Here is a 14,549-nt window from a genome sequence, read left to right as displayed (position 1 = left end):
TGCCAACGTGGGAGCCCTTGAATGACGTCCCGTTTGCCCGGCCGTTCAGATCACTTCGCCTGTCCCCCCTGGGCATTCGGCCTGATCCTGGCGGCCCTGGCCGGGGCCGGGCTGGCCATCACCAATCCCTCCGCCGCCGATTTCCAGGCCTATGCCGCCGAGCGGTTGGTCGATGAAATCAGCGAGGAAGTTTGCACTGATGGCGGTCTACCGCTGCTGATGCGGCTAGGGATTCAGAACTGTGAGGAGCTGGTGCTGGCCCAGCGGACGCCCTTGGCGGCGCTGGTGGCAGGCCATACCCGCCGCCACAATCTCGGGGTGTTGAGCCTGTATCGCAGTGACATCGGTGGCCACAAGTTGTTGGGTTGGCGGGTGCCGCGCTTTCGCTCCACCGTGGTTGGGGTGGCGGGACAGTTTGTGCTGATCGGTGCCGCGATCGACAAGGCTGTCGCCGACCCCTCCCAGGACGCTCCGTGATGCATCCTCTGGCGCTGCGCCTACCCCGCGGGCTGCTGGATCCGCGTCTGGCCAGGGGTTTTGAGGCCGATGCCGACGGGCTGGTGGCGCTGCAGATCCGGGTGGCCGGAGCACTGGTCACGGCGATCGAGCCATTGTGGAGTATGGATCCGGCCGCGCTGGCCGCCCTGCCTTTGGCGCTCACGCCCCTGGTGGAGCCCCACGCCCATCTCGACAAGGCTTTCACGGCCGATGCTTTCCCCAACCGGGAGGGCACCATGGCTGCGGCCCTGGCGGCCAACCAACGCGAGTACGGCGTGCGCACCGGCGAGCAGGTGGCGGCGCGGGCCGAGCTGGCCCTCGATCGGGCCTGGCGCAACGGGGTGCGGGCTATCCGCAGCCACATCGACAGCGTTGGGCCGGCGGCTCGCGCCAGCTGGGACGCCCTGCTGGAGGCCCGCGAGCGCTGGCGGGGGCGGCTGGAGCTGCAGCTGGTGGCCCTGGCACCGCTGGCCCACTGGCTCAGTCCGGAAGGGGAAGCCCTCGCCCGCGCGGTGGCCGATGGCCAGGGGCTGCTGGGGGGGGTGATCGGGCCGCCCTACGGGCAGGGACCGGCCCGCCGCGCCGCCGACCGGGAGGCCCTGCTGGCCCTGCTCGATCTGGCCGAGCGCTTGGGTTGCGGCGTCGATCTGCACGTGGATGAATCCGATCGCGACCCGGGAGTGGGCGTCGATCTGGTGGCCCGGGTGGCTTTGGCGCAGCGCCGTGCCGTGGCGATCACCTGCAGCCACGCCAGCAGCATGGGCCTGCTGCCGCCGCGGGCCTGCGACCAGCTAGCCGAGCGCCTGGCCGCGGCGGAGATCGCCGTGGTTGCCCTGCCCACCACCAATTTCTGGCTGCTGGGCCGCAGGCCCGGCCGCACCCCCTTGCGCCGACCGCTGGCGCCGATCCGCAGCCTGCAGCGGGCAGGGGTGCGGCTGGCCCTCGGCGGCGACAACGTGCAGGATCCCTGGTATCCGGGCGGCGATTTCGATCCAGTTGAGCTGCTGCGCTGGGCGGCGCCGCTCTGCCAGTTGATGCCGTGGCAGCGCCTCGGCCTGGCCCCCTTCAGCACCGCCGCCGCCGCCGTGCTGGGGCTGGCCTGGGATGGGGTGCTGCGCGTTGGCGGGCCTGCCGATCTGGTGCTGCTCGGTGCGGGCTCGTGGGGCGAGCTGCTGGCCCGGCCGCCCCAGCGGCGGGTGCTGCGCGCCGGCCAGTGGCTGCCGCTGCCTGGGCAGGAGCAGCCCTCTCCCCTGCTGCTTCCATGGAGTTGAACCCCTGCTCCCGGGTCGCCGCCCTGGCGGCAGAGCTGCAGCGGCTCGATCCGGCGTTGGCGCTGCTGGGCTCGGAGGCACCGGCCGAGCTGGAGCGCCTCTCCCGCGACTACTTCGACTACTCGCCGGTGCTGGTGCCGCAGCTGCAGGGCTGCCGCGCCCAGCTGGTGGCTTTCGCCGTCACGGTGGAGCAGGTGCGGCTGGTGGCCGGTGCCTGTGCCCGCCACGGCGTGCCCCTGACGGTGCGGGGGGCCGGCACCGGCAACTACGGCCAGTGCGTGCCGCTGCAGGGCGGGTTGGTGCTGGATCTCACCGGCCTCCAGCGCCTGCGGCAGCTGGACGAGGCCACCGGGGTGATCGAGGTGGAGGCGGGCGCCCTGATGGGCGCGATTGAGCAGCAGCTGGCGCCCCGGGGCCGGGCCCTGCGGCTGGTGCCCAGCACGGTGCGCAGCGCCACCATCGGCGGCTTCATTGCCGGGGGCTCCGGCGGCATCGGCTCCCTGCGCTGGGGCTTCCTGCGGGATGCCGGCAACCTGCTGGGCCTGGAGGTGGTGACCCTGGAGCCCGAGCCGCGGCTGCTCCAGCTCGATGCCGCCGCCAGCGCCCCGCTCAACCACGCCTACGGCACCAACGGCATCCTCACGGCCCTGCGCCTGCCCACCACCGAAGCCGTGGCCTGGCAGCAGCTCGTGGTGGGGTTTGCGCAGTGGGATCGGGCCCTGGCGGCGGCCCAGGCCCTGCCCGCTACGGCGCTGCAGCTCAACGCCATCACGCTGCTGGAGGCGCCGTTGGCTCAGCCGCTGCCCTGGCCGGCGGGCTGTCCGGCGCCAGATGGGGAGGAGCATCGCCTGCTGCTGCTGGCTGCCCCCGATGCCCTGGCGGTGCTGCCCGATTGGTTGGCGGCCCGCGGTGGTGCGCTGCGCTGGCAGGCCCCCCAGGGCCAGAGCCGGGGCCTGCCGCTGCGGGAGCTCAGCTGGAACCACACCACCCTGCACTGGCGCACCCAGCACAAGGGCTGGACCTACCTGCAGATGCTGCTACCCCAGCCGGAGGGCCCCTGTTTGGAGCGCCTGCGGGGCCAGTGGGGTGACGATCTGCTCTGGCACCTGGAAGCGGTGAAGCAGCAGGGGGCGGCCCGGCTGGCGGCCTTGCCGCTGGTGCGCTGGCGGGGGGAGGAGGCTCTGCAGCGGCTGATGGCCGACTGCCGCGAGGCGGGGGCGGTGCTGTTCAACCCCCATGTGCTCACCGTCGAGGACGGCGGCCTGGGCGTGATCGATGCCGACCAGGTGGCGGCCAAGGCCGCCTACGACCCGGCCGGGTTGCTCAATCCGGGCAAGCTGCGCGGTTGGCTCAGCAGCCCAGGCTGAGGCGGGTGTCGACACCGGTGGTCGGGTTGGTGCCTTCGGCATCGCGGCAGAGGGAGCGTTGGTCGACGCGATCGATCAGGGCGTCGCTGAAGTCGGCATCGGTGACGGTGGCGCCGCGGAAGCTGCTGCCCGAGGCAATAGCGCCGCTCAGCACGGCCCCGGTGAGGTCGGCGCCGGACAGGTCGACCTTGTCCATCAGGGTGCCGCTGAGGTCGGCCCCGGCGAAATTGGCCTCGGGGAAGGCGGCCTGGGTGAGGATCGCGCCGTGCAGGTTGGCGCCGCTGAAGTTGGCGTGCCGTCCGGTGGCACCGGCGAAGGAGGTGTTGGCCAGATTCTGGCCGCTGAAATTCTGCTCGTTCTGGTTTGTGAGCGTGTAGTCCACCCCTGAAAACTCGGCGGCGGCCGGCTCCGGCAGCACCAGCCCGGGGGCCAGCCCCAGTGTCATCAGCACAGTCAGCAGCACCAGGCAGCTGCTCAGTCGGTGGCACAGTCGGCCGAGGGCCGTGGCCGCTTGGCCGACAGGATGGGTCATGGGGAGCCGGGGCCGCAGAGCTTCACTTTGGCTGGTCGTTGCCGCCCCTGCTGTGTGATCTGGAGCCAAGGCGGGCTGAAGGGGGCGACGTCGGGGCGCTCGCCGTTTTGGCGGGGCACTTGCCGTTTTAACGCTTGGCTTAGTTTTGGCTTAGCTAAGCGCCGAAATTGTGACCGCCCGTCTGGATCGGGGCCAGATTCAGGGCCCGGATCCGGGATTCCCCAGTCCATAAGCCCAGCTCGCAAGTCCAGCCCGTAAGCCCAACCCGCAACCCAGCTCACCCGCCCGGCTTTTCCTTGCTGTGCTGCTCCAGCAGGTGACCGATCAGGTAAAGCGAGCCGGCCACCACGGTCGGCTTGGCTGCGGCAACCCGGGCCTGGAGCAGGGCAGCCTCGAGTTCGGAGGCCGGCTGCAGCTGATCCACGAGGCTGGGGCAGGTGACGGCGAGGGCAGCATGGCTCCAGCTGGCGTGGCCCGGCACCGGCACAATCCAGGCGCGGTCGTGGGGGGCCAGCAGCGCCTCGACGATGGCCGGCCCCTGCTTGTTGGCCAGCATCCCCAGCACCCAGTGGCGGGGGCCGGCGGCCAGGCCGTGGCGCTGCGGGTGGGCATCCAGCTCGCTGCGCAGGGCGCGGGCGGCGGGCAGGTTGTGGGCTCCGTCGAGCAGCAGGGGCTGGCCTCGCCAAATCAGCTGTTGCAGCCGGCCGGGCCAGCGGGCCGCCGCAAACCCCTGACGGATATCGGACTCGCTGATCGGCCAGCCCCGCTCCACCAGGGCCCGCAGCATCCCCAGGGCTACGGCACCGTTGCTCGCCTGCACGGCCCCTGGCAGCCCGAGGGGCCAGCGCTTCAGATCGAGTGGCTCCAGCCAGCGCAGTTCGGCCCCCACCGCCGCCGCCCGGGCGGTCAACACCGCGGCCACCTCGGGGCTCTGAGGCGCGCTGATGGCCACGGCGCCCGGCTGGAGCACGCCGGCTTTTTCGGCGGCGATGCGGGCTGGATCCGGCCCCAGAAACTCGGCGTGGTCGAGCCCCACCGAGGCAAAGCCGATCACGGGCCGGTGGGGATGGCAGGTGGTGGCATCGAGCCGGCCCCCCAGTCCCACCTCCAGCACCACCAGCTCCAGCTCCGCTTCCGCGAAGGCCAGAAAGGCCGCGGCGGTGACCAGCTCAAACGGCGTGAGCTGGTGGCGTTGGGCGACCGGCGTGGCGGTTTGCAGGTGGCGGCGCAGGTCCGGCGTGGCGATCGGGGTGTCGCCCAGCCGGATGCGCTCGGTCCAGCTCACCAGGTGGGGCGAGGTGTAGAGGCCGGCGCGGATGCCGGCGGCCAGCAGCGCCTGGTGCACCAGGGTGCAGATCGAGCCCTTGCCGTTGGTGCCGGCCACCTGCACGGCGGCGAAGCGACGCTCGGGATGGCCCAGCTCGGCCAGGGCGGCCTGCAGGCGATCGAGCCCCAGGTCGACGCCGCGGCGGCTGAAGGGTTCGATCAGGTCGGCGAAGCTGTCGCGCTCAGCGGCCAAGGCTGGTGAGGGCCCGCTCGAGGCGATCCACCGCCAGGCGCAGGTGGCGGGGCTGGATCACCAGCGGCGGCACGAAGCGCACCACTTGGGGTCCGGCGGGCACCAGCAGCAGGCCCTGCTCCATCGCGGCCTTGACGATTTCGGGGGCGCTCGGGGCCTCGGCACGCAGCACCAGGCCCTGCAGCAGCCCCCAGCCGCGCACCCCCTCCAGCAGGGTGGGGTGGCGGCTCACCAGCTCGGCCAGCAGCTCCTGCAGCAGTTCTCCCATCCGCTGCACGTGGCTGAGCAGCTTGCGGCGCTCGAGTTCGGCCAGCACCGTGAGGCCGGCCCGGCAGGCGAAGGGGTTGCCGCCGAAGGTGCTGGCGTGCTCGCCGGGGCGGAAGTGATCCACCTTCGCCTTCACCGCCAGGGCGCCGATCGGGATGCCGCCGCCCAGTCCCTTGGCCAGGGTGATCGCATCGGGCTCCACGCCCAGCTGCTCGTAGCCCCACAGCAGGCCGCTGCGGCCGACGCCGATCTGCACCTCGTCGAAGATCAGCAGGATGTTGTGGGCGTCGCAGAGCTCCCGCACCCGCTGGAAGAAGGCGCGGTTGCCCGGGTGCACGCCGCCCTCGCCCTGGATCGGCTCCAGCAGCACGGCCGCCACCCGCGGACCCTGCGCCTCGCTGCTGGCCAGCAGGGTTTCAAAGGCGGCGGTGTCGTTGTAGGGGAAGTAGCGGAAGCCCTGCACCATCGGCTCAAAGCCCTGGTGGTATTTGGGCTGGCCGGTGGCGGTGACGGCCGCCAGGGTGCGGCCGTGGAAACTGGCCTGGGCGGTGAGGATCAGGGGGCTGTGCTCGCCGCCGGGAATGCCGCCCGCGGTGTTGATGCCGCGGACCGTGTTGCCGTGCTTGCGCGCCAATTTGATGGCGGCCTCATTGGCTTCAGCTCCGGAGTTGCAGAAGAACACCCGATCCAGACAGCTGCTGGCGGTGATCGCCGCCGCCAGCTCCTCCTGCTCAGGAATGCGATACAGGTTGGAGACGTGCTGGAGCTTGCCCAGCTGCCGGCTCAGGGCCCGCTTCATCCGGCCGTCGCTGTGGCCGAGGGTGCAGACCGCGATGCCGGCCACGCAGTCGAGGTAGCGCTTGCCGCTGCTGTCCCACACCCACACACCCCGGCCCCGGGTGAGGCTGATCGGGAAGCGGGCATAGGTGTCCATGACCGGCGAGATGGGAGCGGTGGGACTCGAACCCACATGCCCGAAGGCGCTCGATTTTGAGTCGAGTCCGTCTACCAATTCCGGCACGCTCCCGCAGTGGAGAGCTTACGCGGCAATGCTGGTGCTGTTTGGTGCACCGCTAACACGCTGGATGCAGGCGCCGGCCGCATTGAGTTTGGCTTCGAGGTTGGCGTAGCCGCGGTCGAGGAACTCCAGCCCCCGCACCGTGGTGATGCCTTCGGCGGCCAGGCCCGCCAGCACCATGGCGGCGGAGGCCCGCAGATCGGTGCCCTGCACCGGCGCACCGCTGAGCCGGGCCACTCCTTCAACGAAGGCGGTGTTGCCCTGCATGCGAATGGCGGCCCCCATGCGCTGCAGCTCCGCCACGTGCTGCAGGCGGTTTTCGAAGATGTTCTCGGTGATGACGCTGGTGCCCTGGGCCGTGGCCAGCAGGCTCATGAATGGCGCCTGCAGGTCGGTGGGAAAGCCGGGGAAGGGTTGGGTGCGCAGGTCAACAGCATTGATGTGATCGGCTTTGAGGGTGAGGCCGATGCCGTCGTGCTCCAGGGTGCAGCCCGCCTCCTCCAGCTTGGTGAGCACCGCGCCGAGGTGGTCGGGGATGATGGGGGCGATCCGCAGGTGGGAGCGGGTGATGGCGGCGGCCAGCAGGAAGGTGCCGGCTTCGATGCGATCGGGGATCACGGCGTAGTCGGCGCCGTGGAGACGCTCGACGCCCACGATCGTGATGGTGGGCGTGCCAGCGCCGCGCACCTTGGCGCCCATGGCGATCAGCAGCCCGGCCAGATCCACCACCTCCGGCTCCAGGGCGGCGTTGTCGATCACCGTCTCGCCATCGGCGAGCACGGCGGCCATCATCAACGTCTCGGTCGCGCCGACGCTGGGGCAGTCCATGTGGATGCGGCCGCCGGTGAGGCGATGCCCACGACCTGGCACGACGGCGGTGACGACCCCGTGCTCAATCGTCACCTGAGCACCGAGGGCCTTCAGCCCCTTGACATGCTCCACCACGGGCCGGGTGCCGATCTGGCAGCCACCGGGCAGGGGCACCTTGGCCATGCCCATCCGGGCCAGCAGCGGCCCGATGCAGAAGAAGCTGGCCCGCAGGCTGTTCACCAGCTCGTAGGGCGCCGTGGAGTTGTTGATGGCGTCGCCATTGAGCTCGAGGCAGTCGCTCTGGCGCAACACCTGGCCCCCGAGGCTGCCGAGCATCTCGGCCATGGCGGAGATGTCAGTGAGGGGCGGCACATTGCGCAGCCGGATCGTGTCGCGGCTGAGCAGGCAGGCCGCCATCAGCACCAGGGCTGAGTTCTTGGCGCCACTCACCTGCAGCTCCCCAGACAGCTTGCGGCCACCAGAGATTTCCAGCTGGGGGCTGAAAACCACCTGAGACTGAAAGTTGGACTGGACAGCGATCAAACCCATGGAGCGACTGCCCAGCTCTTGCCGACGCATTTTGACAACAAATGATGAGACCGTCTAGACAGCCGCCGACCAAACTGGCTTGAACGGCCGGGGAGGACCCTCGATGGCGTATGTTTTCCCAGTCGCTGCGGCGGCGGCCACGCGGATGTGGCGGAATTGGTAGACGCGCTAGTTTCAGGTACTAGTGGCAGCAATGTCGTGGGAGTTCAAGTCTCCCCATCCGCACTTTTTTATGATTGTCCTCAAGATCACCAATGCCTCTGAGGTGATGGCCTCGAAGCTCGGCAAGTTTCTTGAGAGTCTCACTCCCGATGCTCTCGATCAGTCGACCATCGAGGACATTATTTTGAAAAAGCTGGTTGAAAACCTCCAGGCCGAAGGTCTCAAAGGCGAGGTGGCTTCGGTGCGAGGTCTCGAGATGGAGGAGAAGGAGCTGGTGATGCACGATGGCCTGCGCGTCCGGCGCCACCACACCTTCTGACGTGGTTCCCAGCCCTGGGCTGTGCCTCGCTGAGACGATCACCAGCCGCCGCAATCCACTGGTCAAGCGGCTGCGGTTGCTCCACGACGCCCGCGGTCGGCGTCAGGAGGGGTTGTTGCTGCTGGAGGGCACCCACCTACTGCAGGAGGTGCTGCGGTTGCAGCTCCAGCCGTGCGATCTGCTGGCCACGGCTGCCTGGCTCGCCGACCACGGTGCCCAGGTGGCGGCCCTGCCGCCCGGCTGCATCTGCCGCGAGGTGAGCCAGGAGGTGCTGGAGGCGGTGGCCACCACCCAGCATCCCGATGGCGTTGTGTTGACCGTGGCTCCGCCCGCTCCCGCGCCGGCGGCTGCGGCTCCAGCTCCCTTCGTGCTGGCCCTCGATGGCTTGCAGGATCCGGGCAACCTCGGCACGTTGATGCGCACCGCCCTGGCGGCTGGGGTGGAGAGCTTGTGGATGGCCGATGGGGCCGACCCTTTCCAGCCCAAGGTGCTGCGTGCCTCGGCCGGTGCAGCCCTGGCCCTGCCGCTGTGGCGCGAGAGCCGGGCGGATCTGGCGGGGCGGCTGGCGGCGGCCGCGGCGGCGGGATCCCAGGTGGTGGTGGCCGTTCGGCCGGGGGCCGGGCCGGTGGCGCCGCTGCCCTACTGGCAGCTCGACTGGACTCGCCCCACGGTGTTGTTGCTCGGCAGCGAGGGGGGCGGCGTGTCGCCCCAGCTGGAAGCCCTGGCCAACCAGCGGGTCACGATCCCCCACAGCGCGGTGGTGGAGTCGCTGAATGTGGCGGTGGCGGCGGCCCCCCTGCTGCTCGAGCGCCTGCGGCAGCGCGTCGGAGCCTGACGGGGGAGAATGCCTGCCAACAACTGCACGGCTGCCCGGTGAGCGACGCCCCCCTCCACGGATCGCGTTTTGATGGCTCGAGCTTCGATTACGACGTGATCGTTGTCGGCGCCGGTTACGGCGGCTTTGACGCGGCCAAGCACGCCGCGGAGCACGGGCTGAAGGTGGCGATCGTGGAATCGCGCGATATGGGCGGCACCTGCGTGAACCGCGGCTGCGTGCCCTCCAAGGCCCTGCTGGCCGCCAGCGGCCGGGTGCGGGAGCTGGCCGACGCCGAGCACCTGGCCGGCTTCGGCATCCACGCCGCCCCGGTGCGCTTTGAGCGCCAGAAGATCGCTGACCATGCCAACCAGCTGGTGGCCACGATCCGCACCAACCTCACCAAAACTCTCGAGCGCGCCGGCGCCACGATCCTGCGGGGCAGCGGCCGGCTGGCGGGCCACCAGCAGGTGACCGTGCGTGAGAGTGGCAGTGGCGTGGAGCGCACCTACAGCGCCCGCGACGTGATCCTCGCCACCGGCTCGGAGCCCTTCGTGCCCCGCGGCATTGAAACCGACGGCCGCACCGTGTTCACCAGCGACGAGGCCGTGAGCCTGGAGTGGCTGCCCCGTTGGCTGGCGATCATCGGCAGCGGCTACATCGGCCTGGAATTTGCCGATGTGTACACGGCCCTGGGCTGTGAAGTGACGATGATCGAGGCCCTGGATCGGGTGATGCCCACCTTCGATCCCGACATCGCCAAATTGGCCGCCCGCAAGCTGATCGATGGCCGCGACATCGATGCCCGCGCTGGCCTGCTGGCCCGCAAGGTGACGCCGGGCTGCCCGGTGAAAATCGAGCTGGCCGACATGGCCACCAAGGAGCTGGTGGAAACCCTGGAGGTGGATGCGGTGCTGGTGGCCACCGGCAGGGTGCCGAGCAGCGCCGCGCTCAACCTGGCGGCGGTGGGGGTGGACACCGAGCGCGGCTTCATCCCGGTGGACGATCACATGCGGGTGCTGGCGGGCGGCGAGCCCGTGCCGCACCTGTGGGCCGTGGGTGATGTGACCGGCAAGATGATGCTGGCCCACACCGCTGCGGCCCAGGGCACCGTGGCGATCGACAACATCCTGGGTCACCCCCGCCCGATCGACTACCGCTCGATTCCGGCGGCCACCTTCACCCATCCGGAGATCAGCTCGGTGGGCCTGAGCGAGGCCGATGCCAAAGCGCTGGCGGCCAAGGACGGCTTTGAGCTGGGGGTGGTGCGCAGCTACTTCAAGGCCAATTCCAAGGCCCTGGCCGAGCTGGAGAGCGATGGCCTGATGAAGCTGCTGTTCAACAAGAGCACCGGTGAGGTGCTCGGCGCCCACATCTACGGCCTGCATGCGGCGGATCTGATCCAGGAGATCGCCAACGCCGTGGCGCGCCGCCAGAGCGTCACCCAGCTCGCCAATGAAGTGCACACCCACCCCACCCTCAGTGAGGTGGTGGAAGTGGCCTACAAGCAGGCCGCTGCTGCACTGGCTCCCGTCGCGGTGGGTGGCTGAGATGGAGTTCCGTCGCCGGCCCCCGAATCCCAAGGTGAAGGTGGCCTTCCTCGAATACGCCATCCGCCATGAGGAGGGTGAACCGCGCCACATTCTTGAGAAGATCGTTTGGGAGAAGGACCGGGAAGTGGCCTCCGCCCGCGAGCGGGTGCCCCTGGAGAAGCTCAAGCAGCAGGTGGCCGAGCTGCCAGCGCCCCGCGATTTTCTGGCGGCCCTGCGGGCCAGCTGCCGCAAGCCGGCGGTGATCGCCGAGGTGAAGAAGGCCAGCCCCAGCAAGGGGGTGATCCGCGAGGATTTTGATCCGGAGGCCATCGCCAGGGGCTATGCCGCCGGTGGTGCCAGCTGCCTGTCGGTGCTCACCGATAAACAGTTTTTTCAGGGGGGCTTTGAGGTGCTGGTGCAGGTGCGCCAGGTGGTGGAGTTGCCCCTGCTCTGCAAGGACTTCATCCTCAGCCCCTATCAGCTGTATCAGGCCCGGGCCGCCGGCGCCGATGCCGCCCTGCTGATCGCGGCGATCCTCACCGATGTGGACATGGCCTACCTGCTCAAGGTGGCCAAGGCCCTGGGTCTGACGGTGCTGGTGGAGGTGCACGATGCCGAGGAGCTGGAGCGGGTGCTAGCCCTCGATGGGGTGCAGCTGATTGGCATCAACAACCGCGATCTGGCCACCTTCCACACCGATCTGGCCACCACCGAGCGGCTCACCGCCACCTACGGCGAGCAGATCCGTGCCAAGGGCTGCCTGCTGGTGAGCGAGTCGGGGCTGGTCACGCGTGACGACCTCGATCGGGTGCAGGGCGCCGGCGCCGATGCGGTGCTGGTGGGCGAATCCCTGATGCGCCAGGCCGATGTGACGGCTGCTCTTGAGGCACTGATTGGGGGGTGAGCCCCATGGCTGGACCCGCAGCACCCCATGAAAAAGCCCGGCTTTTGGGGCCGGGCTGAATCGGTTGATGGACGTGGCGCGATGGCCGGCGCGATCAGACCTTGCGGGAGTAAAATTCAACCACCAGCAGTTCGTTGATCTCGAGGGCGACCCACTCGCGTTCGCACTTGCTGATCACCTTGGCCACCTGCTTGTTCTTGTCAAGCTCGAGGTGGGGCGGGATGTTGGCCAAGCCTGGGAATTCCAGGTTGCCTTCAGCCAATTTCTTGCTCTGCTTGCGCTCGCGGATGGCGACGACGTCGCCGGCCTTGCACTGGAAGCTGGGGATGTCCACAACGCGGCCGTTCACGGTCACGTGGCCATGGTTCACCAGCTGGCGCGCGCCGGGCACGGTGGGGCCGAAACCCAGGCGGAAGCAAATGTTGTCGAGGCGGTTCTCGAGCAGTTTCAGCAGGTTGGTTCCGGTGGAACCCTCTTGGGCGCGCGCTTTCTTCACGTAGCGCACGAGCTGTCGCTCGGAGATGCCGTAGTTGAAGCGAAGCTTCTGCTTCTCTTCGAGGCGGATGGCGTATTCGGAGCGCTTGCGACGGGCTTGGCCGTGCTGACCGGGGGGATAAGACCGCTTGGCGGACTTACGGGTGAGACCGGGAAGGTCTCCCAAGCGCCGCGTAATCCTCAGGCGAGGGCCGCGGTAGCGAGACATGAAACGAGTTCGAAGGACGGGGGGAGCCGGGATGGCCCCATGACGCTGCGGCATCGAGCATGCTGGGAGAGTCCCGCAGGCCTGAGCTTTGCCGCGCCAACGGTCGATCTTATCGGTTGGGCCGCACCAGCTCGGCTTGCAGCCCGAGCCGGGTCTCGCCTCGGTTGGTGCCGGCGCGGCTGGGCCATTGGAGCGATGGCTGGCGATGCTGTTGCTGGCCTTGATAGGGGTGTATCGCCAGTGGATCTCGCCGCTGCTGGGCCCCCGCTGCCGCTTCATCCCCAGCTGCAGCGCCTATGGCCTCGAGGCCATCAGCCGCCATGGCCCCTGGCGGGGCAGCTGGCTCACCCTGCGCCGGTTGCTGCGCTGCCACCCCTTCACCCCCTGCGGCTGCGATCCCGTTCCCGACTGATGCCCGCTCTGGTGTTGATGACCCGTCAGGGCTGCTGTCTGTGTGAGGGCCTGGCCGAGAAGTTGCGGGCCCTCGAGCCGCCCCTGGCGATCGAGCTGATCGATGTCGATGGCGATCCCGCTTTGCAGGCCCGCTTTGGCCTGGAGGTGCCGCTGTTGCTGCTGCGCTCGCCCAACGGGGAGCAGGTGCTGCCGCGGGTGCCACCACGGCTGGCCGGCACCAGCCTGCGGGTTTGGTTGCAGAAGCACGGCTTTTCGGATCAGGACGCTTAGAAAGGCGCCATTCGCTGATCCGGTGCCATGACCCAGCTGCTCCATCCGGTCCTGCGGGAGGTGGGTTTGGAGCTGCCAGCGGGGGTGCCCAATCGGGAGGTGAGCGGCATCAGTTGTGATTCCCGCCGCGTGGGCCGGGGCACCTTGTTTGTGGGGCTGCCGGGCACCCAGGTGGATGGGGGCTGCTTCTGGCCCCAGGCGCTGCAGGCGGGGGCGGCGGCGGCTGTGATCAGTGCAGCGGCGGCGGCGGCCCAGCCCCCGGGGTCCGACGACGCAGTGCTGATCGCCCCGGAGCCGTTGGCGCGCTGGGCCGGCCTGCTGGCGGCGGCGTTCTGGGCTCAGCCGAGTCGGCGCCTGGCCCTGATCGGAGTCACCGGCACCAACGGCAAAACCACCACCACCCACCTGATCGAGCATCTGTCCGCCCATGCCGGCCGGCCGGCGGCCCTGTTCGGCACCCTGGTCAACCGCTGGCCCGGTCAGAGCGTGACCGCCCAGCACACCACCGCCTTTGCCGATCTGCTGCAGGCCCAGCTGGCCCAGGCGGTGGAGGCCGGTGCCCAGATCGGGGCGATGGAGGTGAGTTCCCACGCCCTCGACCAGCAGCGGGTGGCGGGCTGCCGCTTCGCCGGGGCGGTGTTCACCAACCTCACCCAGGACCACCTCGATTACCACCCCTCGATGCAGGCCTACTTCGAGGCCAAGGCGCAGCTGTTTGCCGAGCCGCTGCTGGCGGGCGGGGCGGTGGTGAATGGCGATGATCCCTGGGGCGTCCAGCTGGCCCAGCGCCTCCGCGGCCAGCTGGGCGAGCGTTGCTGGCGCAGTTCCCTACAAGACAGTGGCGCCGAGCTCACGATTCGGGATCTGGAGCTGGGGGCCGATGGCGTGCGCGGGCTGCTGGTGAGCCCGGCCGGGGAAGGGGCCTTTCACTCGCCCCTGGTGGGCCGCTTCAACCTGATGAACCTGTTGCAGGCCGTGGGGGTGTTACTCCAGCAGCAGCTGCCGCTGGAGTTGCTGCTCCAGGGCCTGGCCAGCTTCCGCGGCGTGCCCGGTCGCATGGAGCGGGTGGTGGTGGGTGATGGTGATGGCTCCCCGGCGGTGCTGGTGGATTACGCCCACACCCCCGACGGCCTGGACAATGCCCTGGCGGCCTGCCGCCCCTTCACCCGCGGCCGGTTGATCTGCGTGTTTGGCTGCGGCGGCGACCGCGACCGCAGCAAGCGCCCCCAGATGGGCGCGATCGCGGCGCGGCTGGCCGATCAGGTGGTGGTCACCTCCGACAACCCCCGCACCGAAGACCCCTCGCAGATCCTGGCCGATGTGGTGGCCGGCATTCCTGCCGGCAGCCCCCACGACGTCGAAGGGGATCGGGCCACCGCGATCGCGGCCGCCATTGCCGGCGCTACAGCGGGAGACCTGGTGCTGATCGCCGGCAAGGGCCATGAGGACTACCAGATCCTCGGCACCACCAAGGTGCACTTTGACGACCGGGAGGAGGCCGAAAAGGCCCTGAGGGCGCGGCGAAACGGTTAGATCCGCTCGATCCGCCGCAGGCTGCAGCGCTTATTGCACACCTCTGCGTAGATCGGACATCCTGTGT

The 14,549-nt window shown here is 69.5% G+C and carries 15 protein-coding genes and 2 tRNA genes; 11 read left to right on the top strand and 6 right to left on the bottom strand.

The window, feature by feature from the left end; genetic code table 11:
• Window positions 1-21 precede the first annotated feature (21 nt).
• Genes KBY70_RS04515 through KBY70_RS04505 form a run of 3 tightly spaced genes read left to right on the top strand, consistent with a single transcriptional unit; the run spans window position 22 to window position 3,136 of the window.
• Complete coding sequence (locus tag KBY70_RS04515) at window positions 22-477, top strand: DUF4359 domain-containing protein (protein WP_254987563.1); 456 nt, start codon at window positions 22-24, stop codon at window positions 475-477.
• Window positions 477-1,769 (top strand): amidohydrolase family protein, encoded by a 1,293-nt coding sequence (locus tag KBY70_RS04510; RefSeq protein ID WP_254987561.1) that lies wholly within the window; start codon window positions 477-479, stop codon window positions 1,767-1,769. Before KBY70_RS04515 ends, KBY70_RS04510 begins: the two co-directional genes overlap by 1 nt.
• Window positions 1,760-3,136 (top strand): FAD-binding oxidoreductase, encoded by a 1,377-nt coding sequence (locus KBY70_RS04505; RefSeq protein WP_254987559.1) that lies wholly within the window; start codon window positions 1,760-1,762, stop codon window positions 3,134-3,136. The genes KBY70_RS04510 and KBY70_RS04505 overlap by 10 nt, the downstream gene beginning before the upstream one ends.
• Here the strand turns inward: KBY70_RS04505 and KBY70_RS04500 are convergent.
• The 5 genes from KBY70_RS04500 to murA all read right to left on the bottom strand — a co-directional run bounded on the left by KBY70_RS04500 (window position 3,120) and on the right by murA (window position 7,831).
• Window positions 3,120-3,581, bottom strand: coding sequence for a pentapeptide repeat-containing protein (locus KBY70_RS04500; protein ID WP_409996020.1), 462 nt, complete (start codon window positions 3,579-3,581; stop codon window positions 3,120-3,122). The two genes, KBY70_RS04505 and KBY70_RS04500, sit on opposite strands and share 17 nt — an antisense overlap.
• A 364-nt stretch (window positions 3,582-3,945) precedes the next feature.
• A complete protein-coding gene (locus tag KBY70_RS04495) occupies window positions 3,946-5,187 on the bottom strand; it encodes a bifunctional folylpolyglutamate synthase/dihydrofolate synthase (RefSeq protein WP_254987556.1) in 1,242 nt (413 codons plus the stop codon).
• The gene (locus tag KBY70_RS04490) at window positions 5,177-6,388 is read right to left on the bottom strand and encodes an aspartate aminotransferase family protein (RefSeq protein WP_254987555.1); all 1,212 of its coding nucleotides are present in this window, start codon (window positions 6,386-6,388) and stop codon (window positions 5,177-5,179) included. Before KBY70_RS04490 ends, KBY70_RS04495 begins: the two co-directional genes overlap by 11 nt.
• An 11-nt stretch (window positions 6,389-6,399) precedes the next feature.
• Window positions 6,400-6,481: transfer RNA gene (locus KBY70_RS04485), tRNA-Leu, on the bottom strand.
• Window positions 6,482-6,493: 12 nt separating this feature from the next.
• Window positions 6,494-7,831 carry a UDP-N-acetylglucosamine 1-carboxyvinyltransferase gene (gene murA / locus KBY70_RS04480; RefSeq protein WP_254987554.1) on the bottom strand — a complete coding sequence of 446 codons (1,338 nt, stop codon included), beginning with the start codon at window positions 7,829-7,831 and terminating at the stop codon, window positions 6,494-6,496.
• A gap of 141 nt (window positions 7,832-7,972) precedes the next feature.
• On the opposite strand from murA, the gene KBY70_RS04475 reads away from it, so the two are divergent.
• From KBY70_RS04475 to trpC, 5 genes are all read left to right on the top strand, one after another.
• Window positions 7,973-8,056: transfer RNA gene (locus tag KBY70_RS04475), tRNA-Leu, on the top strand.
• 7 nt (window positions 8,057-8,063) lie between these two features.
• Complete coding sequence (locus KBY70_RS04470; RefSeq protein WP_254987618.1) at window positions 8,064-8,312, top strand: hypothetical protein; 249 nt, start codon at window positions 8,064-8,066, stop codon at window positions 8,310-8,312.
• A 1-nt stretch (window position 8,313) separates the two neighbouring features.
• A complete protein-coding gene (locus KBY70_RS04465) occupies window positions 8,314-9,147 on the top strand; it encodes a TrmH family RNA methyltransferase (RefSeq protein ID WP_233128481.1) in 834 nt (277 codons plus the stop codon).
• 38 nt (window positions 9,148-9,185) lie between these two features.
• On the top strand, window positions 9,186-10,676 hold the full coding sequence (gene lpdA / locus KBY70_RS04460; RefSeq protein WP_094559685.1) for a dihydrolipoyl dehydrogenase: 1,491 nt from the start codon (window positions 9,186-9,188) through the stop codon (window positions 10,674-10,676).
• Window position 10,677: 1 nt separating this feature from the next.
• Complete coding sequence (trpC, locus tag KBY70_RS04455; protein WP_254987552.1) at window positions 10,678-11,562, top strand: indole-3-glycerol phosphate synthase TrpC; 885 nt, start codon at window positions 10,678-10,680, stop codon at window positions 11,560-11,562.
• Between the two features lie 94 nt (window positions 11,563-11,656).
• Here the strand turns inward: trpC and rpsD are convergent, their stop codons facing one another.
• Window positions 11,657-12,265, bottom strand: a complete 609-nt coding sequence (gene rpsD / locus KBY70_RS04450) for a 30S ribosomal protein S4 (protein WP_094559687.1) — start codon at window positions 12,263-12,265, stop codon at window positions 11,657-11,659.
• 205 nt (window positions 12,266-12,470) lie between these two features.
• On the opposite strand from rpsD, the gene yidD reads away from it, so the two are divergent.
• Genes yidD through KBY70_RS04435 form a run of 3 tightly spaced genes read left to right on the top strand, consistent with a single transcriptional unit; the run spans window position 12,471 to window position 14,482 of the window.
• Window positions 12,471-12,677 carry a membrane protein insertion efficiency factor YidD gene (gene yidD, locus KBY70_RS04445; protein WP_094559821.1) on the top strand — a complete coding sequence of 69 codons (207 nt, stop codon included), beginning with the start codon at window positions 12,471-12,473 and terminating at the stop codon, window positions 12,675-12,677.
• The gene (locus KBY70_RS04440; RefSeq protein WP_254987550.1) at window positions 12,677-12,949 is read left to right on the top strand and encodes a glutaredoxin family protein; all 273 of its coding nucleotides are present in this window, start codon (window positions 12,677-12,679) and stop codon (window positions 12,947-12,949) included. Before yidD ends, KBY70_RS04440 begins: the two co-directional genes overlap by 1 nt.
• Before the next feature lie 27 nt (window positions 12,950-12,976).
• Window positions 12,977-14,482, top strand: coding sequence for a UDP-N-acetylmuramoyl-L-alanyl-D-glutamate--2,6-diaminopimelate ligase (locus KBY70_RS04435; RefSeq protein ID WP_254987549.1), 1,506 nt, complete (start codon window positions 12,977-12,979; stop codon window positions 14,480-14,482).
• Window positions 14,483-14,549 lie beyond the last annotated feature (67 nt).

Origin of the sequence: Cyanobium sp. ATX 6E8, assembly GCF_024346335.1 — a bacterium.
Classification (GTDB): domain Bacteria; phylum Cyanobacteriota; class Cyanobacteriia; order PCC-6307; family Cyanobiaceae; genus Cyanobium_A.
This window is presented reverse-complemented; position numbering and strand designations above follow the sequence as displayed.

Coding starts and splice junctions, on each gene's coding strand:
- KBY70_RS04515 (WP_254987563.1), top strand. CDS start 22: ATGACGTCCCGTTTGCCCGGCCGTTCAGATCACTTCGCCTGTCCCCCC.
- KBY70_RS04510 (WP_254987561.1), top strand. CDS start 477: ATGCATCCTCTGGCGCTGCGCCTACCCCGCGGGCTGCTGGATCCGCGT.
- KBY70_RS04505 (WP_254987559.1), top strand. CDS start 1,760: ATGGAGTTGAACCCCTGCTCCCGGGTCGCCGCCCTGGCGGCAGAGCTG.
- KBY70_RS04500 (WP_409996020.1), bottom strand. CDS start 3,581: ATGACACTGGGGCTGGCCCCCGGGCTGGTGCTGCCGGAGCCGGCCGCC.
- KBY70_RS04490 (WP_254987555.1), bottom strand. CDS start 6,388: ATGGACACCTATGCCCGCTTCCCGATCAGCCTCACCCGGGGCCGGGGT.
- murA (WP_254987554.1), bottom strand. CDS start 7,831: ATGGGTTTGATCGCTGTCCAGTCCAACTTTCAGTCTCAGGTGGTTTTC.
- KBY70_RS04470 (WP_254987618.1), top strand. CDS start 8,064: ATGATTGTCCTCAAGATCACCAATGCCTCTGAGGTGATGGCCTCGAAG.
- trpC (WP_254987552.1), top strand. CDS start 10,678: ATGGAGTTCCGTCGCCGGCCCCCGAATCCCAAGGTGAAGGTGGCCTTC.
- rpsD (WP_094559687.1), bottom strand. CDS start 12,265: ATGTCTCGCTACCGCGGCCCTCGCCTGAGGATTACGCGGCGCTTGGGA.
- yidD (WP_094559821.1), top strand. CDS start 12,471: ATGCTGTTGCTGGCCTTGATAGGGGTGTATCGCCAGTGGATCTCGCCG.
- KBY70_RS04440 (WP_254987550.1), top strand. CDS start 12,677: ATGCCCGCTCTGGTGTTGATGACCCGTCAGGGCTGCTGTCTGTGTGAG.
- KBY70_RS04435 (WP_254987549.1), top strand. CDS start 12,977: ATGACCCAGCTGCTCCATCCGGTCCTGCGGGAGGTGGGTTTGGAGCTG.